Origin of the sequence: Methylobacterium mesophilicum (assembly GCF_022179445.1) — a bacterium.
Classification (GTDB): Bacteria; Pseudomonadota; Alphaproteobacteria; order Rhizobiales; family Beijerinckiaceae; genus Methylobacterium; species Methylobacterium mesophilicum.
Window position 1 is genome coordinate 132,150 of the sequence record NZ_BPQU01000001.1, and the last position, 18,626, is coordinate 150,775.

General features: G+C 70.2%; 15 protein-coding genes. 11 read left to right on the top strand and 4 right to left on the bottom strand.

Going from position 1 to position 18,626, the window contains the following annotated elements; genetic code table 11:
* Positions 1 to 69 precede the first annotated feature (69 nt).
* The 8 genes from MFF40_RS00655 (at position 70) to MFF40_RS00690 (ending at position 8,096) form a co-directional block, all read left to right on the top strand.
* On the top strand, positions 70 to 1,350 hold the full coding sequence (locus MFF40_RS00655) for a Zn-dependent hydrolase (protein WP_147853737.1): 1,281 nt from the start codon (positions 70 to 72) through the stop codon (positions 1,348 to 1,350).
* Entirely contained in the window at positions 1,347 to 2,582 is a 1,236-nt protein-coding gene (locus MFF40_RS00660) for an allantoate amidohydrolase (RefSeq protein ID WP_147897338.1), read from the top strand. The genes MFF40_RS00655 and MFF40_RS00660 overlap by 4 nt, the downstream gene beginning before the upstream one ends.
* 53 nt (positions 2,583 to 2,635) lie before the next feature.
* Positions 2,636 to 3,919, top strand: coding sequence for a beta-ketoacyl-ACP synthase (locus MFF40_RS00665; protein WP_147897339.1), 1,284 nt, complete (start codon positions 2,636 to 2,638; stop codon positions 3,917 to 3,919).
* The gene (locus MFF40_RS00670; protein ID WP_147897340.1) at positions 3,916 to 4,683 is read left to right on the top strand and encodes an SDR family NAD(P)-dependent oxidoreductase; all 768 of its coding nucleotides are present in this window, start codon (positions 3,916 to 3,918) and stop codon (positions 4,681 to 4,683) included. Before MFF40_RS00665 ends, MFF40_RS00670 begins: the two co-directional genes overlap by 4 nt.
* A 111-nt stretch (positions 4,684 to 4,794) precedes the next feature.
* Positions 4,795 to 5,085 (top strand): SH3 domain-containing protein, encoded by a 291-nt coding sequence (locus MFF40_RS00675; RefSeq protein WP_147853733.1) that lies wholly within the window; start codon positions 4,795 to 4,797, stop codon positions 5,083 to 5,085.
* An 8-nt stretch (positions 5,086 to 5,093) separates the two neighbouring features.
* Positions 5,094 to 6,116, top strand: a complete 1,023-nt coding sequence (locus MFF40_RS00680) for a zinc-binding dehydrogenase (RefSeq protein WP_147897341.1) — start codon at positions 5,094 to 5,096, stop codon at positions 6,114 to 6,116.
* Between the two features lie 182 nt (positions 6,117 to 6,298).
* Positions 6,299 to 7,315, top strand: a complete 1,017-nt coding sequence (locus MFF40_RS00685) for a lipid A biosynthesis lauroyl acyltransferase (RefSeq protein WP_147853731.1) — start codon at positions 6,299 to 6,301, stop codon at positions 7,313 to 7,315.
* Positions 7,316 to 7,322: 7 nt separating this feature from the next.
* The gene (locus MFF40_RS00690) at positions 7,323 to 8,096 is read left to right on the top strand and encodes a DUF1223 domain-containing protein (RefSeq protein ID WP_238259375.1); all 774 of its coding nucleotides are present in this window, start codon (positions 7,323 to 7,325) and stop codon (positions 8,094 to 8,096) included.
* Between the two features lie 10 nt (positions 8,097 to 8,106).
* Here the strand turns inward: MFF40_RS00690 and MFF40_RS00695 are convergent, their stop codons facing one another.
* Positions 8,107 to 8,331: a hypothetical protein gene (locus MFF40_RS00695; protein WP_147853729.1), complete on the bottom strand. Its 225-nt coding sequence runs from the start codon at positions 8,329 to 8,331 to the stop codon at positions 8,107 to 8,109.
* 326 nt (positions 8,332 to 8,657) lie between these two features.
* On the opposite strand from MFF40_RS00695, the gene MFF40_RS00700 reads away from it, so the two are divergent.
* Positions 8,658 to 9,374, top strand: coding sequence for a DUF1194 domain-containing protein (locus MFF40_RS00700; protein ID WP_147853742.1), 717 nt, complete (start codon positions 8,658 to 8,660; stop codon positions 9,372 to 9,374).
* 137 nt (positions 9,375 to 9,511) lie between these two features.
* The gene (locus MFF40_RS00705) at positions 9,512 to 11,035 is read left to right on the top strand and encodes a UxaA family hydrolase (RefSeq protein ID WP_238259579.1); all 1,524 of its coding nucleotides are present in this window, start codon (positions 9,512 to 9,514) and stop codon (positions 11,033 to 11,035) included.
* Between the two features lie 148 nt (positions 11,036 to 11,183).
* Here MFF40_RS00705 and MFF40_RS00710 read toward each other — a convergent pair whose 3' ends face one another.
* Positions 11,184 to 12,230, bottom strand: a complete 1,047-nt coding sequence (locus tag MFF40_RS00710) for a saccharopine dehydrogenase family protein (protein WP_147853728.1) — start codon at positions 12,228 to 12,230, stop codon at positions 11,184 to 11,186.
* Between the two features lie 238 nt (positions 12,231 to 12,468).
* Here MFF40_RS00710 and putA point away from each other — a divergent pair, with 238 nt between their 5' ends.
* Entirely contained in the window at positions 12,469 to 16,155 is a 3,687-nt protein-coding gene (gene putA, locus MFF40_RS00715; RefSeq protein WP_238259376.1) for a trifunctional transcriptional regulator/proline dehydrogenase/L-glutamate gamma-semialdehyde dehydrogenase, read from the top strand.
* Between the two features lie 4 nt (positions 16,156 to 16,159).
* Here putA and MFF40_RS00720 read toward each other — a convergent pair whose 3' ends face one another.
* Both MFF40_RS00720 and MFF40_RS00725 read right to left on the bottom strand, forming a co-directional pair.
* Positions 16,160 to 17,752, bottom strand: coding sequence for an ABC transporter substrate-binding protein (locus MFF40_RS00720; protein WP_147855310.1), 1,593 nt, complete (start codon positions 17,750 to 17,752; stop codon positions 16,160 to 16,162).
* A 197-nt stretch (positions 17,753 to 17,949) separates the two neighbouring features.
* Positions 17,950 to 18,243, bottom strand: coding sequence for a DUF2218 domain-containing protein (locus tag MFF40_RS00725; protein ID WP_147855309.1), 294 nt, complete (start codon positions 18,241 to 18,243; stop codon positions 17,950 to 17,952).
* Between the last annotated feature and the right edge of the window lie 383 nt (positions 18,244 to 18,626).

Consider the following 18,626-nt stretch of genomic DNA (forward strand, 5'->3'; position numbering starts at 1 on the left):
CCGGCCCATCGCCCGATAACGGTGACCGAGAATCGATTCGCACGGCGCAGCGCCGTGAGAGGACCCATCATGGCCGAAACCACCCCGAGCAAGACCGACAACCTGCGCGCGAACGGATCGCGCCTGTGGGCCACGATCCTGGAGACGGCGACGTTCGGCAGCACGCCGGCCGGCGGCATCAATCGCCTGACCCTGTCGCCCGAGGATGGCTGCGTGCGCGACTGGTTCCGGGAAGCCTGCGAGACGGCTGGCCTCACGGTCTCGGTCGATGCGCTCGGGACCCAGTACGCCGTGCGGCCGGGGCGGGACATGAGCCGCGCGCCGATCGCGTTCGGCTCCCATCTCGACACCCAGCCGACCGGCGGCAAGTTCGACGGCGTGCTCGGCGTCCTGGCCGGGCTGGAGGTGATGCGCAGCCTGAACGATGCCGGGATCGAGACCGATGCACCCTTGATGGTGGTCAACTGGACCAACGAGGAGGGCTCACGCTTCGCCCCCGCCATGATGGCCTCGGCCGCCTATGCGGGCGATTTCACGACGGACGAGATCCTGGCCAAGCGCGACGCGGCCGGCGTCACCGTCGCCGAAGCCCTCGAATCGATCGGCTATCGAGGCGGAGAAGCCGTCGGCGCCCGCGAGATCGGCGCCTTCGTGGAATTGCATATCGAGCAGGGGCCGATCCTGGAGGCCGAGGGCAAGACCATCGGGGTGGTCGAGGGTGGCCAGGGCATCATGTGGTTCGACGGGCGGATCACCGGCTTCGAGAGCCACGCCGGAACCACGCCGATGCCACGTCGCCGGGACGCGCTGCTGGCGCTGTCCGAGTTCGCGCTGGCGGCGGAGCGGATCGCCCTGGCCCATGCGCCCACCGCGGTGGCCACGATCGGTGAGGCCGTGATCCTGGCCCCTTCGCGCAACGTCGTGCCGGGGCGGGTCGCCTTCACGGTCGACGTGCGCGATCCCCGATCCCCGACCCTCGACGCCATGGAGGCGAGCCTGCGCGAGGCCGCCACCGAGATCGCCGAGCGACGCCGGCTGGAGATCGCCCTGACCCGGATCTGGCGCAAGGAACCGGTGCCGTTCGATCCGGCGATCGTGGCCGCGGTCGATGCCGCCGCCGAGAGCCTTGGGCATCCCCGGCGTCGCATCATCTCGGGGGCCGGGCACGACGCCTGCAACCTCGCCGCCAAGGTGCCCACCGCGATGATCTTCGTGCCGTGCAAGGACGGCGTGAGCCACAACGAATCGGAATCCGCCACGCCGGGCGATTGCGCTGCCGGCGCCGACGTCCTGTTGCAGACGGTGCTGCGCCTCGCCAACGCGCCCCGGACGAACCAGACCGCGCGATGATCTTCGCCCCGCGCATCCAGGACCGCCTCGACGCGCTGGCAGCGATCACCGCCGAGCCCGGCGCCATCACCCGCCTCTACCTGACGCCCGAGCAGGCGCAGGCCGAGGCGCTGGTGGCGGGATGGATGCGCGAGGCCGGCCTGACCGTGCGGTACGATGCCGTCGGCAACCTGATCGGCCGCCTCGAAGGCCCAGAGCCGGGCGGGCCGGCTGTCGTCATCGGGTCGCATCTGGATACGGTCCGCAATGCCGGTCGCTACGACGGGCCGCTCGGTGTGATCACCGGGATCGCCTGCGTCGAAGCGCTGGCCCGCGACGGCACCCGCCTGCCGCACGCCCTGGAGGTGGTGGCCTTCGCCGACGAGGAGGGCGTCCGCTTCGCCGCAACCCTGATCGGCAGCCGCGCCTTCGCGGGCCATCTCGACCCGGCCGTGCTCAATGCCGCGGATGCGGATGGGATCACCCTCGCTGCGGCGTTGCGGACGTCCGGGCTCGACCCGGCGGCGATCGCCACGGCGGCGCGTCGTCCGGACGCGATTCTCGGCTACCTCGAATTGCATATCGAGCAGGGTCCGATGCTCGAGAAGGCCGGCCTGCCGGTGGGCGTCGTGACCGCGATCTCCGGCGCCAGCCGCCTGGAGTTCACCTTGATCGGCGAGGCCGGCCATGCCGGCACGGTCGCCATGGGCGAGCGGCGCGATGCCTTGGCGGGCGCCGCGGAATGCGTGCTCGCCGTGGAAGCAAGATGCCGCGCCGAGCAGCATCTGGTCGGCACCGTCGGCCGGATGTCGGCCGAACCGGGCGTGGGGAACACGATATCCGGGCGGGTGCGGTTCACGCTCGACCTTCGCGCGCCCGACGACGCCCAGCGCCTCGCCGCGCTCGCCGACATCCAGGCGGCTTTCAACAGCATTGCGGCGCGCCGCAACCTCGATCTCGGCGTCAGCCTCCTGCATGAGGCAGGGGCGGTGCCATGCGATCCCGGTCTGACCGCGCTGATCCGGGACGCCATCGCGGCCGAGAGCCTGCCCGTCGTCGCCATGCCGAGCGGCGCCGGACATGACGGCATGGCGGTGGCGGCGATCGCGCCGATCGCCATGGTGTTCGTGCGTTGCCGCGGCGGAATCAGCCACAACCCCGCGGAATTCGCGAGCCTACCCGACATCGAGGCCGGGGCGCGGGTGCTGTTCCGAGCGCTCAAGGCATTTTGGGCGTCACGGCGCGGAGCCTGAACGGCCCGCACGGACCGGGTGTACGCCGCCAGAAAATCCCGTACAGACGCGCCATGAGCGCGCGATCCCATCGCGACGCGAGGGGCCGGCCGCTGATCGCGGTGACGGGCATCGGCGTCGTCTCCTCCCTCGGTCAGGGTCAAGCCGACACCTGGACGGCCCTCTGTGCCGGCCGGTCTGGCATCCATGCCATCGCCCGGTTCTCCACCGAGGGTCTGCGCACCCGCATCGCCGGCACCGTCGATTTCCTCGATACCGATCCGCTGATCGCCCCGCTCCTGTCCGAACGCTTTGCCGCCGAGGCCGCCCAGGAGGCGGTCGCGCAGGCCGGCATCGGCACGAAGGGTGATTTCCCGGGGGCTCTGTTCATCGCGGTCCCGCCCGTCGAGATGGAATGGCCGCAGCGCCAGGCGCTCGCTGAGGCCGCCGGCGGCGAAGGCGCGGTCGATTACGCCGGGTTGCTTCGGGCCGCTGCGACCCGGCGCTTCGACGATTGGCACGACCTGTTCATCTTCGGCACCGTGGCCGACCGCATCGCCGACCGGTTCGGCACCAAGGGCTCGCCGATCTCGCTCTCCACCGCCTGCTCGTCCGGGGCCACCGCGATCCAGCTCGGCGTCGAGGCGATACGCCGGGGCGAGACCGCCGCGGCGCTCTGCATCGGCACCGACGGCTCCGTGAACCCGGAATCGCTGATCCGGTTCTCGCTGCTCTCGGCGCTCTCCACGCGCAACGACGTGCCCGAGGAGGCCTCGAAGCCGTTCTCGAAGGATCGCGATGGCTTCGTGATGGGGGAGGGCGCGGCCGCCCTGGTCCTCGAGGATGCCGAGGCCGCCATCGCCCGGGGCGCCAGGATCCTCGGCTACGTGCTCGGTTGCGGCGAGAAGGGCGACGGCTTTCATCGCACCCGCTCCAGTCCAGATGGCGCGCCGGTCATCGCGGCGATCCGGGCCAGCCTCGACGATGCCGGGCTGGCTCCGGACGCGGTCGACACGGTCAACGCGCACGGCACCTCGACACCCGAGAACGACAAGATGGAGGCTTTCGGGCTCGCGGCTGTATTCGGCTCCCGCGCCCCGTCCCTGCCCGTGACCTCCAACAAGTCGATGATCGGCCACACGCTGACCGCAGCCGGTGCCATCGAGGCGGCGGTCTCGCTGCTGACGATCCAGCACGGCCGCATCCCGCCGACCATCAACCACCGGGTGGCGGATCCGGCGATCGGCCTCGATGTGGTGGAGACCGCCCGGGACCTGCCGGTGCGGACGGTGCTGTCGAACTCATTCGGATTTGGCGGCCAGAACACCTGTCTGGTCCTCGGGGCTGAACCGGCGTGAGCGGCGGTGCCGAAGGGCGGCGCGTGCTCGTCACCGGCGGCGCGTCGGGGGTCGGCCTGGCGATCGTGCGGGCGCTGGCACGCGCCGGGCACGCCGTCGATTTCACTTATCGGTCCTCGACCGAGGCAGCCGAGGCGTTGCTCACCGAGCTGCGCGAAGCGCATCCGGACCGCACGTTCACCGGCCATGCCTTGGACCTTGCCGACAAGGCCGCCCTCGAGAGCTTCTGCGAGGCCGCCGAGGCCACGGCCTATCATGGCCTCGTCCACAATGCCGGTCAGGCCAGCGACGCCCTGGCGGCGATGTTCGACCAGGAGCGGGCCGAGGCGGCCATGCAGGTCAACTTCTTTTCCCTGACGCGGATCGCCAAGGCGCTGATGCGCGAGATGATCCGTGCCCGGGCGGGCCGCGTCATCGCCATCGGTTCTGTGGCCGCCCTGCGGGGCAATGCCGGCAACGCGGCCTACGCGGCCAGCAAGGGCGCGCTGATCGCCTATTGCCGCACGCTTGCGATCGAGACCGCCAAGCGCGGGGTCACGGTCAACGTCATCGCGCCGGGCTTCGTCGACACTGCCATGATGGCGCGCTACGCCGCGCACCGCGCCGGGATGGAGCGCCAGATCCCCGCCGGCCGGTTCGCCCGCCCCGACGATGTCGCCGCCCTGGCTGCGTTCCTCGTGGGCGACGGGGCCGCTTACATCACCGGAACGGTCTTGCCGGTGGACGGCGGTCTCACCGCGATGATGGGCGTCCACCGCGCCTGATTTCGTTTCCGATTGCGTGTCTCCAATGGCGGCTCGCGGCTTTCGCCGCCGCCGTGGTAAGTCCGACGCTTGGAATTCCCCTTACACGCGCGATGCTTTAGCGACCTCCCGATGCGCGCCCGCCTCGCCTTCCTCGCCGGACTTTGCCTCGCGGCTCCCCTCGTCCCGGGCCGTGCCGGCGCCGAACCGGAATCGTACCGGATCTCGGGGCTTTCCCCCGGCGAATCGCTCTCGATCCGCGCCGAGCCGGATGCCGCGGCCGAGCAGGTCGGCGAGATCCGCACCCGTGCCCTGGTCTTCGGCTGCACCGCCGATACGCCGAGCCGGGCCACGTGGTGCCGGGTCAAGGCCGGGCGAATCGTGGGCTGGGCACGGCGGCGTTATCTCGCGCCGGAACGATGAAAGACGATATGCGAGCCCTCCAGCTATTCGGCGACCGCGACCTACGCCTGACCGAGGTCGAGGCCCCCGCCGCGCCGGGGCCCGGCGACGTGCAGATCCGTATCCGCGCGGTGGGCCTCAACTTCATCGACGTCTGGGGCTTTCGCGGCATGGCGTTCGCCAAGCGCAAGATGCCGCTCATCGTCGGCGCCGAGGCGGCCGGCGTGGTGGAAGCGGTTGGCGCTGGCGTCACCTCTGTCGCGTCCGGTGATCGGGTCGTGCCCTACGGGGCGATGACCTGCGGGGACTGCCGGGCCTGCCGGGAGGGCCGCGATAACCTCTGCGAGGATGTCTCCGGCGTGATGGGCTTCCACGTCGACGGCTTCGCGCGCGAATTGGTGACTCTGCCGGCCCGCCTGGTCGTGAAGGTGCCGGATGGCGTCAGCGACACCGACGCAGCCTGTGCGGGCATCGCCTTCGGCACCGTCCAGCACATGCTGTTCGACAATGCCCGCCTGGAGCCGGGCGAGAGCGTACTGGTCCATGCCGGCGGCTCCGGCATCGGAACCGCGGCGATCCGCATGGCCAAGGCGATCGGCTGCACCGTCTACACCACGGTCGGCGACGACGAGAAGGGTCGGAAGGCGGCGGAGCTTGGGGCCGACCACGTCATCAACTATCGCACCGAGCGGTTCGAGGGCGAGGTCCGGCGGCTGACCAAGCGCAAGGGCGTCGATGTGGTGTTCGAGCATGTCGGCGCCGACACCTGGAACGGCTCGCTGCTCTGCCTGAAGCGCGGCGGCCGGCTGGTGACCTGCGGCTCGACCTCCGGCGTCTCGGCCACCATGAATCTGATGCAGCTGTTCCAGCAGCAATACCGCATCACCGGTTCGTTCGGCTGCTCGCTGGCGAATATCGCGCAGGCCCTCGACAAGATGGCGCAGGGTATCCGCCCGGTGGTCGATACGGTCTACCCGCTCGGCGACTTCGCCCAGGGGCTGGAGCGGCTCGAATCCCGCAAGGTGTTCGGAAAGATCCTCGTTAGCCTCTAAGGGTCGGCCCAGTCTCCCAGGATCTCATCTCGGACGCCTTGGCAAATCCAGGCCTGCCATCGTCTCGAGAGGCGGCGGCCATCTTGCGGGGCGATGCGCTATCGCACCCCGTCGGACATGGTTTAAGCGTCGCCTTACACGCGAACTGCCGGGCCTGCCCGCATCGTGCCCGGGAAACCAACGTGCTGCGCCTCGCCCTCATCCTCAGACGATCGTTCCCGCGGCTTGCCGGATTCGCCATGGTCCCGCTGATCCGCGCCCTGGTCTGGCTGGCCCGCGCCCTCGGCCCGGATCGCTCGACCGCGCTCGGCGCAGCGCTCCTGCGCACGGTCGGACCGTGGCTGCCGGCGCATCGCACCGCCCTGGCGAACCTACGTGCGGCGTTTCCCGACATGCCGGAGGCGGAGCGGAAGCGCATCGCGCTGGAAGCCTGGGACAATCTCGGGCGGACCGGCGCCGAATACGCCCACCTCGATTCACTGTTCGACTACGATCCCGACGCCGCCGGCACGATGCGCACGGAGGTCGCGGGGATCGAGCACTTCGCGGCCCTGCGCGACGATGGCCGGCCCGGGCTGATCTTTTCCGCCCACCTCGGAAACTGGGAACTCCCGGCGATCTGCGCGGCCCGGTTCGGCCTGGACGCGACCGCCGTCTTCCGGCCGCCCAACAACCCGGCCGCGGCGCGCCTCGTGCAAGAGGTCCGCCGGCGTTCGATGGGGGGCCTGGCGGCTTCGACCCCTGGCGCCGTCTTCGCCATGCGGGACGTCGTCGAGAACGGCGGCCATCTCGGACAGCTGATCGACCAGCACTTCACCCGCGGCGTCGTGGTCGACTTTCTCGGGCGGCCCTGTCTGGCCAACCCGCTGCTCGCCAAGCTCGTCCGGCACTACGACTGCCCGGTTCACGGCGTCCGGGTGATCCGCCTGCCGAAGGGCCGCTTCCGGCTCGAGCTGACGCCGCCGCTCGACCTGCCGCGCAACGCCGACGGGGTGATCGATGTGGCCGGCGCCATGCAGGCGATGACCGCGGTCGTGGATGGCTGGGTGCGCGAGCATCCCGGCCAGTGGCTCTGGATGCACCGTCGGTGGCGGCCGGACATGTTGCCTAAGGCGAGAAATCTCCCACATTCAGCTCAACCGATGGTAGAGGCCTCTCAAGCCAACGTGATTTCCCACACGGCGTCCCAACCGCTCTGATGGATCGATGACGCATCGGCACCGCGCCCGGACCAGGACCCGCGAAAGCCGCGCGCTGTGCGCTGCGGCGCTCCTGTGCGCGGTCTCGGCTTCGGCGCAGGCGCGGGCGGAGCCGGTCCGCGCCGTCGTAGAGCTGTTCACCAGCCAGGGCTGTGGCGCCTGCCGGAGCGCCGACCCCGTCATCCGTGACCTGGCGCGCCAGCCCGGCGTGGTCGCGCTCACCCTGCCGGTGACCTACTGGGATTATCTCGGCTGGAAAGACACACTGGCGATGCGGCCTCTGACCGAACGTCAGCGCGCCTACGCCCGCGCCAGGGGCGCCCGTCAGGTATTCACGCCGCAGATCGTGGTCGACGGCAGCGGCTTCGCGGTCGGATCCGATCGAGTAGCCCTCGAACGCTTGATGCGCGAGGCGACGCAGCACGGCGGACTGCCGATCCCGGTCCGCGGCGAGATGCACGGAGACCGGATCACCGTCGAGGTCGGCGCCGCGCCGGACACCAGGACCGACACCCGCGGCGACGTCTGGCTCGTGCCTGTGCTGCGCAGCCGGGCCATCGCGATCCAGGGCGGGGAGAACGGCGGCCGGACGGCCACCTATGTCAACGTCGTGCGCGGCATGCAGCGTCTCGGCACCTGGGCCGGCCAGCCGATCCGGTTCGACGTCCCCTGCACCATGGCGGAGATCGCCGAGGCCGACAGCTGGGTCGTTCTCGTCCAGAGCGCCGCCGAAGGTCGCCCGGGCCGTATCCTCGGCGCCGCCAAGGGCCCGGGCCTGTAGCGCGCCCGTCCTACTTCTGCAGAGTGATTGGATCGATCGGGCGGCGGCCCTGCTGGCGGCGGCGCTCTTCCGAGGCCTGCGCCAGGGCGCCGAGCTTCTCATCCAGGCGCTCGGAGGATCGGCCGACCAGCCCGATGGTCCCGTCGAGGAGCCGGCTGGTCAAAGCCACGGTGCCGGTTACGCCGCCGACCACGACGGTCTTCGCGACGCGGCCGATCCAATTGAAGATGCGCATTGTCGGTTTCGAGCTTTCCCGGATCTGGCGCCTGATGCGCCTTTCCGGCTTGAGATAGAGCGGACAGTTCGGTGCCCGATGCGACCGAAGGCGGCGTCACCCGCGCCTGATCGAACGGAACCTTCCCGCCGTTCGGTCGCCGCCCGCATTGCCGACGATCCCACCGTTTCGATCACCGAACGGCGAGGCGCTCCCGTCGCTTGGAAGCCGGGCGCGATTGTCGCATACCCGGCGCTCGCGGTATCGAACCACCCCGGCGGCCGGCTCGTTGCATGGGCGAGGGCGTCTGCCGGATCGTGCGGACATCCGCCACCGAGTTTTCGGCCATGCGGCGACGCCATCTGCTCTCCGGGATGCTCGCCACCCTGTCCCTTGCGGGCAGACGGGCCGCGGCCGCGGAGACTGGCGTCGATGTTCTCCTGGTGCTCGCGGTCGATGTCTCGCTCAGCATCAGCACGTCCCGCTTCGAGCTGGAGCGACGGGGCTACGCCGAAGCCTTCGGCGACCGGCGTGTCCTGCAGGCGATCGCCGAGGGAAAGCGCGGGCGCATCGCGGTAGCCCTGTTCGATTGGGCGGGCCCCGGTGAGCAGCAGATCGCGGTCGATTGGATGATCATCGCCTCGGCCGACGATGCCGCCACCTTCGCGACGCGGCTGGCCGGAGCATCGCGCCCGTTCTACGGCCGGACCGCCATCGGGTCGGCGATCGGCTTCGCGTCCATGCTGCTCGACCGCTCGCCCTACCGCGCCGAGCGGACGGTGATCGATATCTCCGGAGACGGCACGAGCAATTCCGGCCGCGCGATCGCCGAAGCCCGGGATGCCGCCGTGGCGCTGGGCACCACGGTCAACGGCATCGTCATCCTCACCGATCCCACCGGGATGCCGGGGTATTTGAGAGAGCACACCAATCCCCCCGACGGGCTGGCCGCCTACTACCGGGAGACCGTGATCGGCGGGGAAGGAGCGTTCGTCATGACGGCGCAGAGCTTCGAGGCATTCGGCCGGGCGCTCATCGCAAAGCTGGTGCGCGAGATCTCCTGACGCCACCCGACGACATCCGGGCTCCCGCGTCACCCACGGTTCTCGCGCCCTGCGTGCAGGGACGTTAGGTTCCTCGTGCACGCGCCCGGCGAGGCGCGGCTCAGGGAGGAAGTCCGATGCTGGTCACGGCCGACAGGCTGTCCGCCTATCCCGTCATCACCCTGCGGCCGGACGACGGCGTCGCGGTCGCCAGGACTGCGATCGAGCCGGGCACGCCGGTCGCCCCGGGCGTCATGGCCGTCGAGCGGATCCTGCCCGGCCACAAGGTCGCGGTCCGTCCCCATCGCTCGGGCGAGGCTGTGACCAAGTACGGACAGATCATCGGCTTCGCCAAGGACGACATCGCGGCTGGCCAGCACGTCCACGTGCACAATCTCGGCATGGGCGAGTTCGCTCGCGACTACGCGTTCGGGGTCGATGCGCGCCCGACCCGGCTGGTCGCGCCGCCCGCGACCTTCCAGGGCATCCGCCGCCCGGACGGGCGGGTGGCGACGCGAAACTATGTCGGCATCCTGACCTCGGTGAATTGCAGCGCGCACGTCGCCGACCTGATCGCGGACGCGTTCCGGCGCCACCCGATCCTCGGCCTCGATCCGCTGGCCGCCTACCCGAATGTCGACGGCGTCGTCGCGCTGACCCATAAGACCGGTTGCGGCATGGCCATGGGTGAGCCGCTGCGGCTCCTGCGCCGGACGCTCGCGGGCTATGCCCGCCACGTCAACTTCTCGCACATCGTGATGATCGGGCTCGGCTGCGAGGTGAACCAGATCGGCGCCTTCCTGGAGGAGCAGGGCCTGGGCGACCGGATCCGCAGCATGAACATCCAGACGCTCGGCGGCACGCGTAAGACCGTCGAGGCCGGCATCGCCTTCGTCACGGGCATCCTGGCCGAGGCGAACGTGGTGCAGCGGGAAACAGTGCCGGCGAGCGAGCTGATCGTCGCCCTGCAATGCGGCGGCTCGGACGGCTATTCCGGCGTCTCCGCGAACCCGGCGCTCGGGATCGCCAGCGACCGCGTGGTCGAGAACGGCGGCACCGTGATCCTGTCGGAGACCACCGAGACCTATGGAGCCGAGCATCTGTTCACCCGAAGGGCTGTGGCCCCCGAGGTTGGCCAGAAGCTCGTCGACCTGATGCGCTGGTGGGAAGACTACACCCGCCGGGAAGGCTCGGAGATCGACGCCAACCCGTCCCCGGGCAACAAGGCCGGCGGCCTCACGACGATCCTGGAGAAGTCACTGGGCGCCATGGCCAAGGCCGGCAGCACCAACCTGGTCGACGTGGTCCGCTACGCCGACCCGGTGACCGCCAAGGGTTTCGTGTTCATGGACACCCCCGGCTACGATCCGGTCTCCGCGACCGGGCAGGTGGCTGGCGGGGCGAACCTCGTCTGCTTCACCACCGGGCGCGGCAGCGTGTTCGGCTGCAAGCCATCCCCGTCGATCAAGATCGCCACGAACTCGGCCATGTACCGGCGCCTCGAGGAGGACATGGACGTCAATTGCGGTACGATCCTCGACGGCGAGGAAAGCGTCGAGCAGGCAGGCCGACGGATCTTCGAGCTGATCCTTCGGGTCGCCAGCGGCGAGCGGACGAAGAGCGAACAGTTCGACTTCGGATCGTCGGAATTCGCGCCCTGGCAACTCGGCGCAACCGTCTGATTTAACGGCGTTCGCTCCCTCGATCGCCTTTGCGCGCGTAGCGAAGCAACCTCGGAGAAAGAGCCTTCGGGTGATCGCGCCGCGGCCTCAGTGCGCTTGCGATGCCGGGGCGGCGTCGTCGGCGCGAACGACACACGCGGATACCGGATCAGAGATCCATCCGCACCACGTTCGGAAAACCCAGGATGAAATCCGGCCCGAAGGCGGTGACCGGGGTATGGAACCCCGCCGGGACCGCGCCCGAAGCCACGCGCCGGGCGACGTCCAGCGCTGTCAGGACGGTCAGCGTATAACCCTCGGGGGTCACCATGCGGCTTGCCGCGCGCCTGCCGCTCTCATCCCAGGCCTCGGCCAGGAACGTGCTGCGCGCCGTCGCCCGCGCGGCCGCCGACGGGCCCTCCGGCAGGCGGTCGATGCCGCGATTGATCAGCCGCTGCATCGTGCTGCCGGCGATGATCCGCCGGAAGCCAGCAGGCAGGCCCGCTGCCGCAGTCATGGCGGGGAACGCCTCGAAATACACTTCGATGTTGGGGACTCGCGTCGAGTACCACGCGCTCGACACGTCGCCCCAGCCAAGCCCCACGGTGCGACGGGGTCCGCGGCCGAAATCGGCGTTGCCGCGGGGCGGGCTCGGCAGCTCGACGATGCGGCCAGCGCACCGCACCCGCGTTCCCCAGGCGATGCCCTCGACCATGGTGCGGGCCGTCCCCCGGCTGAAGCCACCGAAACCGCCGATGGAGATTCGCAGGTTCGTGGCGCCGGGCAGCCGGCCGGCCACGTGGGCGGCCAGGCAATCGCTCGGCACCACGTCGAAACCCGCGGCGGGCAACAGCACGATGCCGGCCGCTTTCGCGTCGGCATCCCGGGTGGCGAGTGCCTCCAGCACGTCGATCTCGCCGGTGATGTCGACGTAGTGCGTCCCCGCGGCCAGGCACGCCTCGGCCATGGGGCGGGCCGTCCTGGAGAAGGGTCCGGCGGCGTGGATCACCGCGGCGACGCCGGCGAGTGCCTCCCGCAGCCGTCCCGGGTCATCGAGTGGGGCCGCCCTCCAGTCGAGCCCGAGCCGGTCGGCCAACGGACGCAGCTTGTCCGGGTCTCGGCCGGCCAGGATCGGGCGAAGGCCCTGCGTGCGGGCATGTTCGGCCAGGAGCGTCCCAGTATAGCCGGTGGCGCCGTAGATCAGGATCGCTGTCATGGCTGCCCCTCTATCATGGCCCGACCGGCAAGGGACTGCGCATGGCGGTCCGTCACATGGCGCTCCGTCCCATGGCCGTCGTGGCAGGTGCGCGAGACCCGTGCGCTGAGCGGCTCGCGATCGCCGTCGGCAGAGGCCTCGTTCTGGCGAACGTCGGCGGCCACCTTTCGGGACGATGCCCTGGCGACGTAGCTTGATGCCCGCACGTGTTGAGTCTTTGCGGCCCGAGGAAGCGACCATGCCAGGATCAGGCGCTCTGGACCGTCCCGCCGCCCCGGCGGACGACCCGTTCACGGCCTTCGCGGACGACGTGGTCGCCCTGTCGCCACTCCGGGCCGCGATGGTCGCGGCGTGTCGGCGCCCCGAGCCGGATTGCGTGGCGCCGCTTCTCGATCTCGCCCGCTTGCCGCCAGACGCGGCCGGTCGCGTCGCCGACACGGCCCGGCGGCTCGTAGAGGGCCTGCGCCGCAACACCCGCCACGGCGGCGTCGAGGGGCTGATCCACGAATACGCCCTCTCCAGTCAGGAGGGCGTGGCGCTGATGTGCCTGGCCGAAGCGCTGCTGCGCATTCCCGACGCCGGCACCCGCGACGCGCTGATCCGGGACAAGATCGCCGGCGGCGACTGGGCCGCGCATCTCGGCCACAGCCCGTCGCCTTTCGTGAATGCCGCGACCTGGGGCCTGCTGGTGACCGGCCGGCTCGCGGCGACACGCAGTGAATCCGGGCTTTCGGCGACGCTGACCCGCCTGATCGCGCGCGGTGGCGAACCGTTGATCCGCAAGGCGGTCGATCTCGCCATGCGGCTGATGGGCGAGCAGTTCGTCACCGGGCGCGACATCGCGGAGGCCCTGCGTAACGCCGCTCGTATGGAGGCGAAGGGGTTCACCTACTCCTACGACATGCTCGGCGAGGCTGCCCTCACCGCCGAGGACGCGGACCGTTATCTGCGCTCCTATCAGGAGGCGATCCGCGCGATTGGGGAAGCGTCTGCCGGGCGCGGCGTGCTGCGCGGGCCGGGCATCTCGATCAAGCTGTCGGCGCTTCATCCCCGATACACGAGATCCCAGCGCGGGCGCGTGATGGCGGAACTCGCGCCCCGCGTCCGGGACCTCGCCCGCCTCGCCAAGCGCTACGAGATCGGTCTCAACATCGACGCCGAGGAGGCCGACCGCCTCGACCTGTCCCTCGACATCCTTGAGACCCTGGCCTCCGACCCGGGTCTGGCCGGATGGGATGGGCTGGGCTTCGTCGTACAGGCCTACGGCAAGCGCTGCCCGTTCGCGATCGATGTGCTGATCGACCTCGCCCGGCGCAGCCGGCGCCGGCTGATGGTCCGCCTGGTGAAGGGCGCGTACTGGGACAGTGAGATCAAGCGTGCGCAGGTGGACGGGCTCGCGGGCTTCCCGGTCTTCACCCGCAAGCTGCACACCGACGTGTCCTATCTCGCTTGCGCGCAGAAGCTCCTCGCCGCGCCCGACGCGATCTTTCCGCAATTCGCCACCCACAACGCACAGACTCTGGCCAGCATCGTCGAGATGGCGGGACCCGATTTCCGCCTCGGCCGGTACGAATTCCAGTGCCTGCACGGCATGGGTGAGCCGCTCTACGAAACGGTGGTCGGCGGGGCCGAACTCGACCGACCTTGCCGCATCTACGCGCCGGTGGGCACCCACGAGACCCTGCTCGCCTATCTGGTGCGCCGGCTTCTCGAGAACGGCGCCAACAGCTCCTTCGTGAACCGGGTCGGCGACGCGTCCGTGCCGGTTGACGCGCTGATCGCCGATCCCGTCGCCATCGTCGAGGCGATGCCGGTCCCGGGTTCACCGCACGAGCGGATCGCGCTGCCACGCGAACTCTACGGACCCAGCCGTGCCAATGCCGTTGGCCTCGACCTGGCCGACGAGGCCGCCCTGACCCAGCTCGCTGCGGCGCTGGCGGAGAGCGGGCGGACGCCCTGGTCCACCGTGCCGTCCGGGGCCGATCCGGACTCCGCCGATATGGCCGTGCACAACCCCGCCGATCATCGGGACGTGGTCGGCACAGTCCGGGCCGCGTCGTTCCCCGAGATCCAGGCGGCGCTCGCCCGGGCGGAGGCGGCAGCCGACACCTGGGCGGCGGTGGAGACCGAGGCCCGCGCCGCCCGTCTGCGCGCCGCCGCCGACGCCTTCGAGGCACGGATGCCGGCGCTGATCGGGCTGATCGTGCGCGAGGCCGGCAAGTCCTTCGCCAACGCCGTCGCCGAGATCCGCGAGGCCGTGGACTTCCTGCGCTACTACGCGGCCGAGGCCGAGCGGGCTCTGAACGGCCCGCACGCGCCGCTCGGGCCGGTCGTCTGCATCGCCCCCTGGAACTTCCCGCTGGCGATCTTCGTCGGGCAGGTCGCCGCCGCCCTGGCGGCCGGCAACCCGGTTCTGGCCAAGCCCGCCGCGGAGACGCCGCTCGCGGCCGGGGAGGCGATCCGTCTGCTGCACGCCGCCGACATCCCGGAGGATGTCCTACAGATCCTTCCGGGTCCCGGCGATGTCGGGGCGGCCTTGGTCGGGGACGCCCGGGTGCAGGGCGTGATGTTCACCGGCTCGACCGGGATCGCGAAGTCGATCCAGGGACGCCTGGCCGAACGCCTGAGCCGCGACGGCGAGCCGGTCCCGCTCGTCGCCGAGACCGGCGGCCAGAACGCCATGGTGGTCGATTCCTCTGCCTTGGCCGAGCAGGTGGTCGCCGACGTGATCGCTTCGGCGTTCGATTCCGCCGGCCAGCGCTGCTCGGCCCTGCGCATCCTGTGCCTTCAGGAGGAGATCGCGGATCGTACCCTGGAAATGCTCCGCAGCGCCATGCGCGAACTGGTCGTCGGCGATCCCCGCCGGCTTGCGGTCGATGTCGGTCCGGTCATCACCCGGGCTGCGGCCGAGCGCCTGAACCAGCATGTCGAGACGATGCGGGGACGCGGCTTCGCCATTCACCAGGTCCCGCTGCCGGCCGAGACGGCGAACGGCACCTTCGTCCCGCCGACGCTCATCGCGATCAATCGCGTCGCGGATGTCGAGCACGAGGTGTTCGGGCCGGTGTTGCATGTCCTGCGCTACGCGCGCCACGATCTCGACCGCCTGCTGGAAGAGATCGACGCCACCGGATACGGCCTGACCTTCGGCCTCCACACTCGCATCGACGAGACTGCCGACCGGATTCTCGGCCGCGCCGGCGCCGGCAACCGCTACGTCAACCGCAACGTCATCGGCGCCGTGGTCGGCGTCCAGCCCTTCGGCGGGTCCGGCTTGTCCGGTACCGGGCCGAAGGCCGGCGGTCCGCTCTACCTCGGCCGTTTGCTGAAGAGGCCGCCGCAGGCCGCGCTCGCCGGCCTTGAAGGCCCAAGCGATCTCGGCCGACGCTACGCGGAGTGGCTTCGATCCCGCGGGCACGACCCGCTCGCCGACATCGTCGCCGCGTTGCCGTCGATCCAGGGCGCGGAGATCGCTCTGGCCGGGCCGGTCGGGGAGCGTAATCTCTACGCCCTGCGCCCGCGCGGCCGCGTGTTAGCGATCGCCGAGACCAAACGCGGCCTGATCCTTCAACTCGGTGCGATCATCGCCACCGGCAACCGCGCCGTGGTGCTGAGCCCGGACCGGATCTTCGCGGCCCTGGCCGAGCTGCCGGCCGAACTCGCGGCCCGGGTCGAGCGCACGGCGGATCTCGCGCAGGCCGGCGAGGTCCGGGCGGTGCTGTACGAGGGCGATCCCGTCGGCCTGCGGACGCTGAACCGCGCCCTGGCCGAGCGACTTGGTCCGATCCTTCAGAGTCAGGCCCGCACGGTCGACGCGCTTGCGGCGGGCGACCTCTACACGCTCACCGGCCTGGTCGAGGAGCGCTCGACCGCGATCAACACCGCGGCCGCCGGGGGCAATGCCAGCCTGATGGCGATCGGCTGATCAATCACGCCGACCGGCGCAGATTCCAGAACAGCGGCAAGCCGGTGAGCATGCCGTCCAGGTCGCGCCGGTAGGCGGTGGGCTGGAAATACTGGCCGCACGGAATGTAGGCGCCGACCTCCAGGGCCCGGGACTGGATGTTCGCCGCCAACGCCTTCTGCGCGCCGACATCCGGGGCCGCGAACCACGCGGCGCGCATCTCCTCCAGAGGCGCATCCGTCAGCCAGCTCGGGACGCCGGCCCGGCCGTTGCCGCGGGCCGCCAGATGGTAGGCCGGCGAGATCATGTCGAGCCCGCCGGAGAAGATGCCGAACATCGACCAACCGCCCTGATCGAGCGGCTTCGCATTGAGGATCCGCTGGTTCACCGTGCCCCAATCGGTGGAGACGAGGTCGAGGTTCATCCCGAGCTTGCGGCAAAGGTCGGCCATGACCTCACAGACCGCGTTGATCCGCGGCACGTCGGTGCCCGCCAGCAGCACGACCCGCTCGCCGTTGTAGCCGGCCGCCGCCAGCGCCCGCTTGGCGGCTGCGATGTCGCGCGGACCGGTGAACACCGACATCCCGGCCTCCGAAGCCATCGGGCCGCCGGGGGTGAAGATGCCGGCCGGACCGCGACGGATCGACGGATCGCTGCCTGCGACCGCGTCCATCATCTCGTTCTGATCGACCGCCGCCAGGAGCGCCCGGCTGATCGCGGGATTGTCGAAGGGCGGCAGGGTATGGTTGAGGCGGATCTGCCCGATCAGGCCGGTCGTCTCCACCAGCTCGACGCGTACGTCGCGCTGGCGCAGCAGATCGGGCACGAGATCGACCAGCGGCTGCTCCCACCAATCGATCTCGCCCGAACGCAGGGCGCCGGCCGCGGTGGCGCCATCGGGGATCGTGCGCCACTCGATCCGGTCGAAATGTGCGATCCGGGGTCCGGCGGTGAAGCTCGGCGTGCCATCCTGACGGGGGCGGTAATCCTCGAACTTTCGGTAGACGTTGAGCGATCCTGGCACGCGCTCGGTCGCGACGTAGCGATAGGGCCCGCTGCCGACGATCTCCGCCACGGCTTGCGTGGCCGGCATCGCGCTCAGCCGTTCCGGCATGATTACCGGCAGGTAGGAGGTCGGCTTTGCCAGGGCGTCCGGGAGAAGCGGGAACGGCCGCTTGAGCCGGAACTGCACCACGGTGTCGGACGGGGCGGAGAGTTCGTCGACGGTTGCGAACAGCGCTCCCCCGAAGGCATCGCGCCCGGACCAGCGCTTGAGGCTCGCGACCACGTCGCGGGCGAGGACCGGGGTGCCGTCGTGGAAGCGCAGGCCGTCGCGCAGGGTCAGTCGCCAGGTCAGCCCGTCCGGCAATACGTCCTGGCTACCAACCATTTGCGGCTGCGCGCGGTAGGACGCATCGAGGCTGTAGAGCGTGTCGAACACCATCAGCGCATGCGTGCGCGTGACGTAATTCGTGGTGATGATCGGATCGAGTAGAGCGAGGTCGGCGTAGGGCACGAAGCGGAGTGTCGTGGCCGAGGCCGCCCGGACGAGGGCGGGCCGCGCCATGGCTCCGGCCATCAGGGCGCCGGCGCCTCGCAGCAGGGTGCGTCGCTTCATACTGTCGTCCCGCTCCGATCCACGGTTGCCGACGCGGTTTCGCGCAGCGCTTATCGGTTGCAAAGCCTACGCCAGCAGCCGGATCCGGGATGGTCAGGATTGAGACAGCCGTCCCGGTCTGAAGCCGGGCGGCCCATAGCGGAACGCCACCGCTCGCGCGTCCTAGGGATCCGCGCTCCGGCAACCCTGGCGATCGATCAGGCGGCGCGAGACCAGCGGATATCGCCCAGGCTCTCGCGGAATGCGAAGCGGGCCAGGTGGTCGGCGACCACGTTCTCGAGTCGAGTGAGGTTGACCGGGTCGGCGCTGTCGATGCGCATCACCAGGGCGTCCGGCTCGGCGTCGAAGGTGCAGATGCGGTCTTCGCCGAACGGCACGGTGCCGTGCTCGGGGGTCGCCTCGACCTTGAACTTGTGGCTCCAGTGCCGGCACAGCTGCTGCAGGTAGCGGCTTGCCTCGGCGGTCTGCACGCGGGCCTGAGAGGTCGGCATTCCGTGGGTCTCCAGAAAGATGAACGCTGTCTTCGGTGGACGGCGTGTCGCGATATCTCGCACGTGCGAGATGAACGCATCCTGAGCAAGGACTATGCCCGGGCTCACGAGGCTGTCCCCGATCGCTGCATAAAGGGTCTGCTCGAAGCGTTAGCAAGCGTTTAACGACCAACACGACGGCCGCCGAACGCGGCGCCGCGCGACTGTCCTGCACCCCTCGACGTGCCGAATTATGGCGCGCCGCACAAATTCCATCGCCCTGATGGGACGGGTGAGGCGAAGTCCACCGGCGAGCGATAGCGCCATGGGGACGGCCTGCGTGACTATGGCCGAACGCGGACGGTATCACAGCGTCGGGCGAGGTCGGGCCCACGATCGAGGCT

What these genes read in the sequence shown, in the direction of transcription:
- MFF40_RS00660 (WP_147897338.1), top strand. Translation starts at nt 1,347, where the DNA reads ATGATCTTCGCCCCGCGCATCCAGGACCGCCTCGACGCGCTGGCAGCG.
- MFF40_RS00700 (WP_147853742.1), top strand. Translation starts at nt 8,658, where the DNA reads ATGCGGCGACGCCATCTGCTCTCCGGGATGCTCGCCACCCTGTCCCTT.
- MFF40_RS00695 (WP_147853729.1), bottom strand. Translation starts at nt 8,331, where the DNA reads ATGCGCATCTTCAATTGGATCGGCCGCGTCGCGAAGACCGTCGTGGTC.
- MFF40_RS00675 (WP_147853733.1), top strand. Translation starts at nt 4,795, where the DNA reads ATGCGCGCCCGCCTCGCCTTCCTCGCCGGACTTTGCCTCGCGGCTCCC.
- MFF40_RS00710 (WP_147853728.1), bottom strand. Translation starts at nt 12,230, where the DNA reads ATGACAGCGATCCTGATCTACGGCGCCACCGGCTATACTGGGACGCTC.
- MFF40_RS00690 (WP_238259375.1), top strand. Translation starts at nt 7,323, where the DNA reads ATGACGCATCGGCACCGCGCCCGGACCAGGACCCGCGAAAGCCGCGCG.
- MFF40_RS00680 (WP_147897341.1), top strand. Translation starts at nt 5,094, where the DNA reads ATGCGAGCCCTCCAGCTATTCGGCGACCGCGACCTACGCCTGACCGAG.
- putA (WP_238259376.1), top strand. Translation starts at nt 12,469, where the DNA reads ATGCCAGGATCAGGCGCTCTGGACCGTCCCGCCGCCCCGGCGGACGAC.
- MFF40_RS00720 (WP_147855310.1), bottom strand. Translation starts at nt 17,752, where the DNA reads ATGAAGCGACGCACCCTGCTGCGAGGCGCCGGCGCCCTGATGGCCGGA.
- MFF40_RS00725 (WP_147855309.1), bottom strand. Translation starts at nt 18,243, where the DNA reads ATGCCGACCTCTCAGGCCCGCGTGCAGACCGCCGAGGCAAGCCGCTAC.
- MFF40_RS00655 (WP_147853737.1), top strand. Translation starts at nt 70, where the DNA reads ATGGCCGAAACCACCCCGAGCAAGACCGACAACCTGCGCGCGAACGGA.
- MFF40_RS00665 (WP_147897339.1), top strand. Translation starts at nt 2,636, where the DNA reads ATGAGCGCGCGATCCCATCGCGACGCGAGGGGCCGGCCGCTGATCGCG.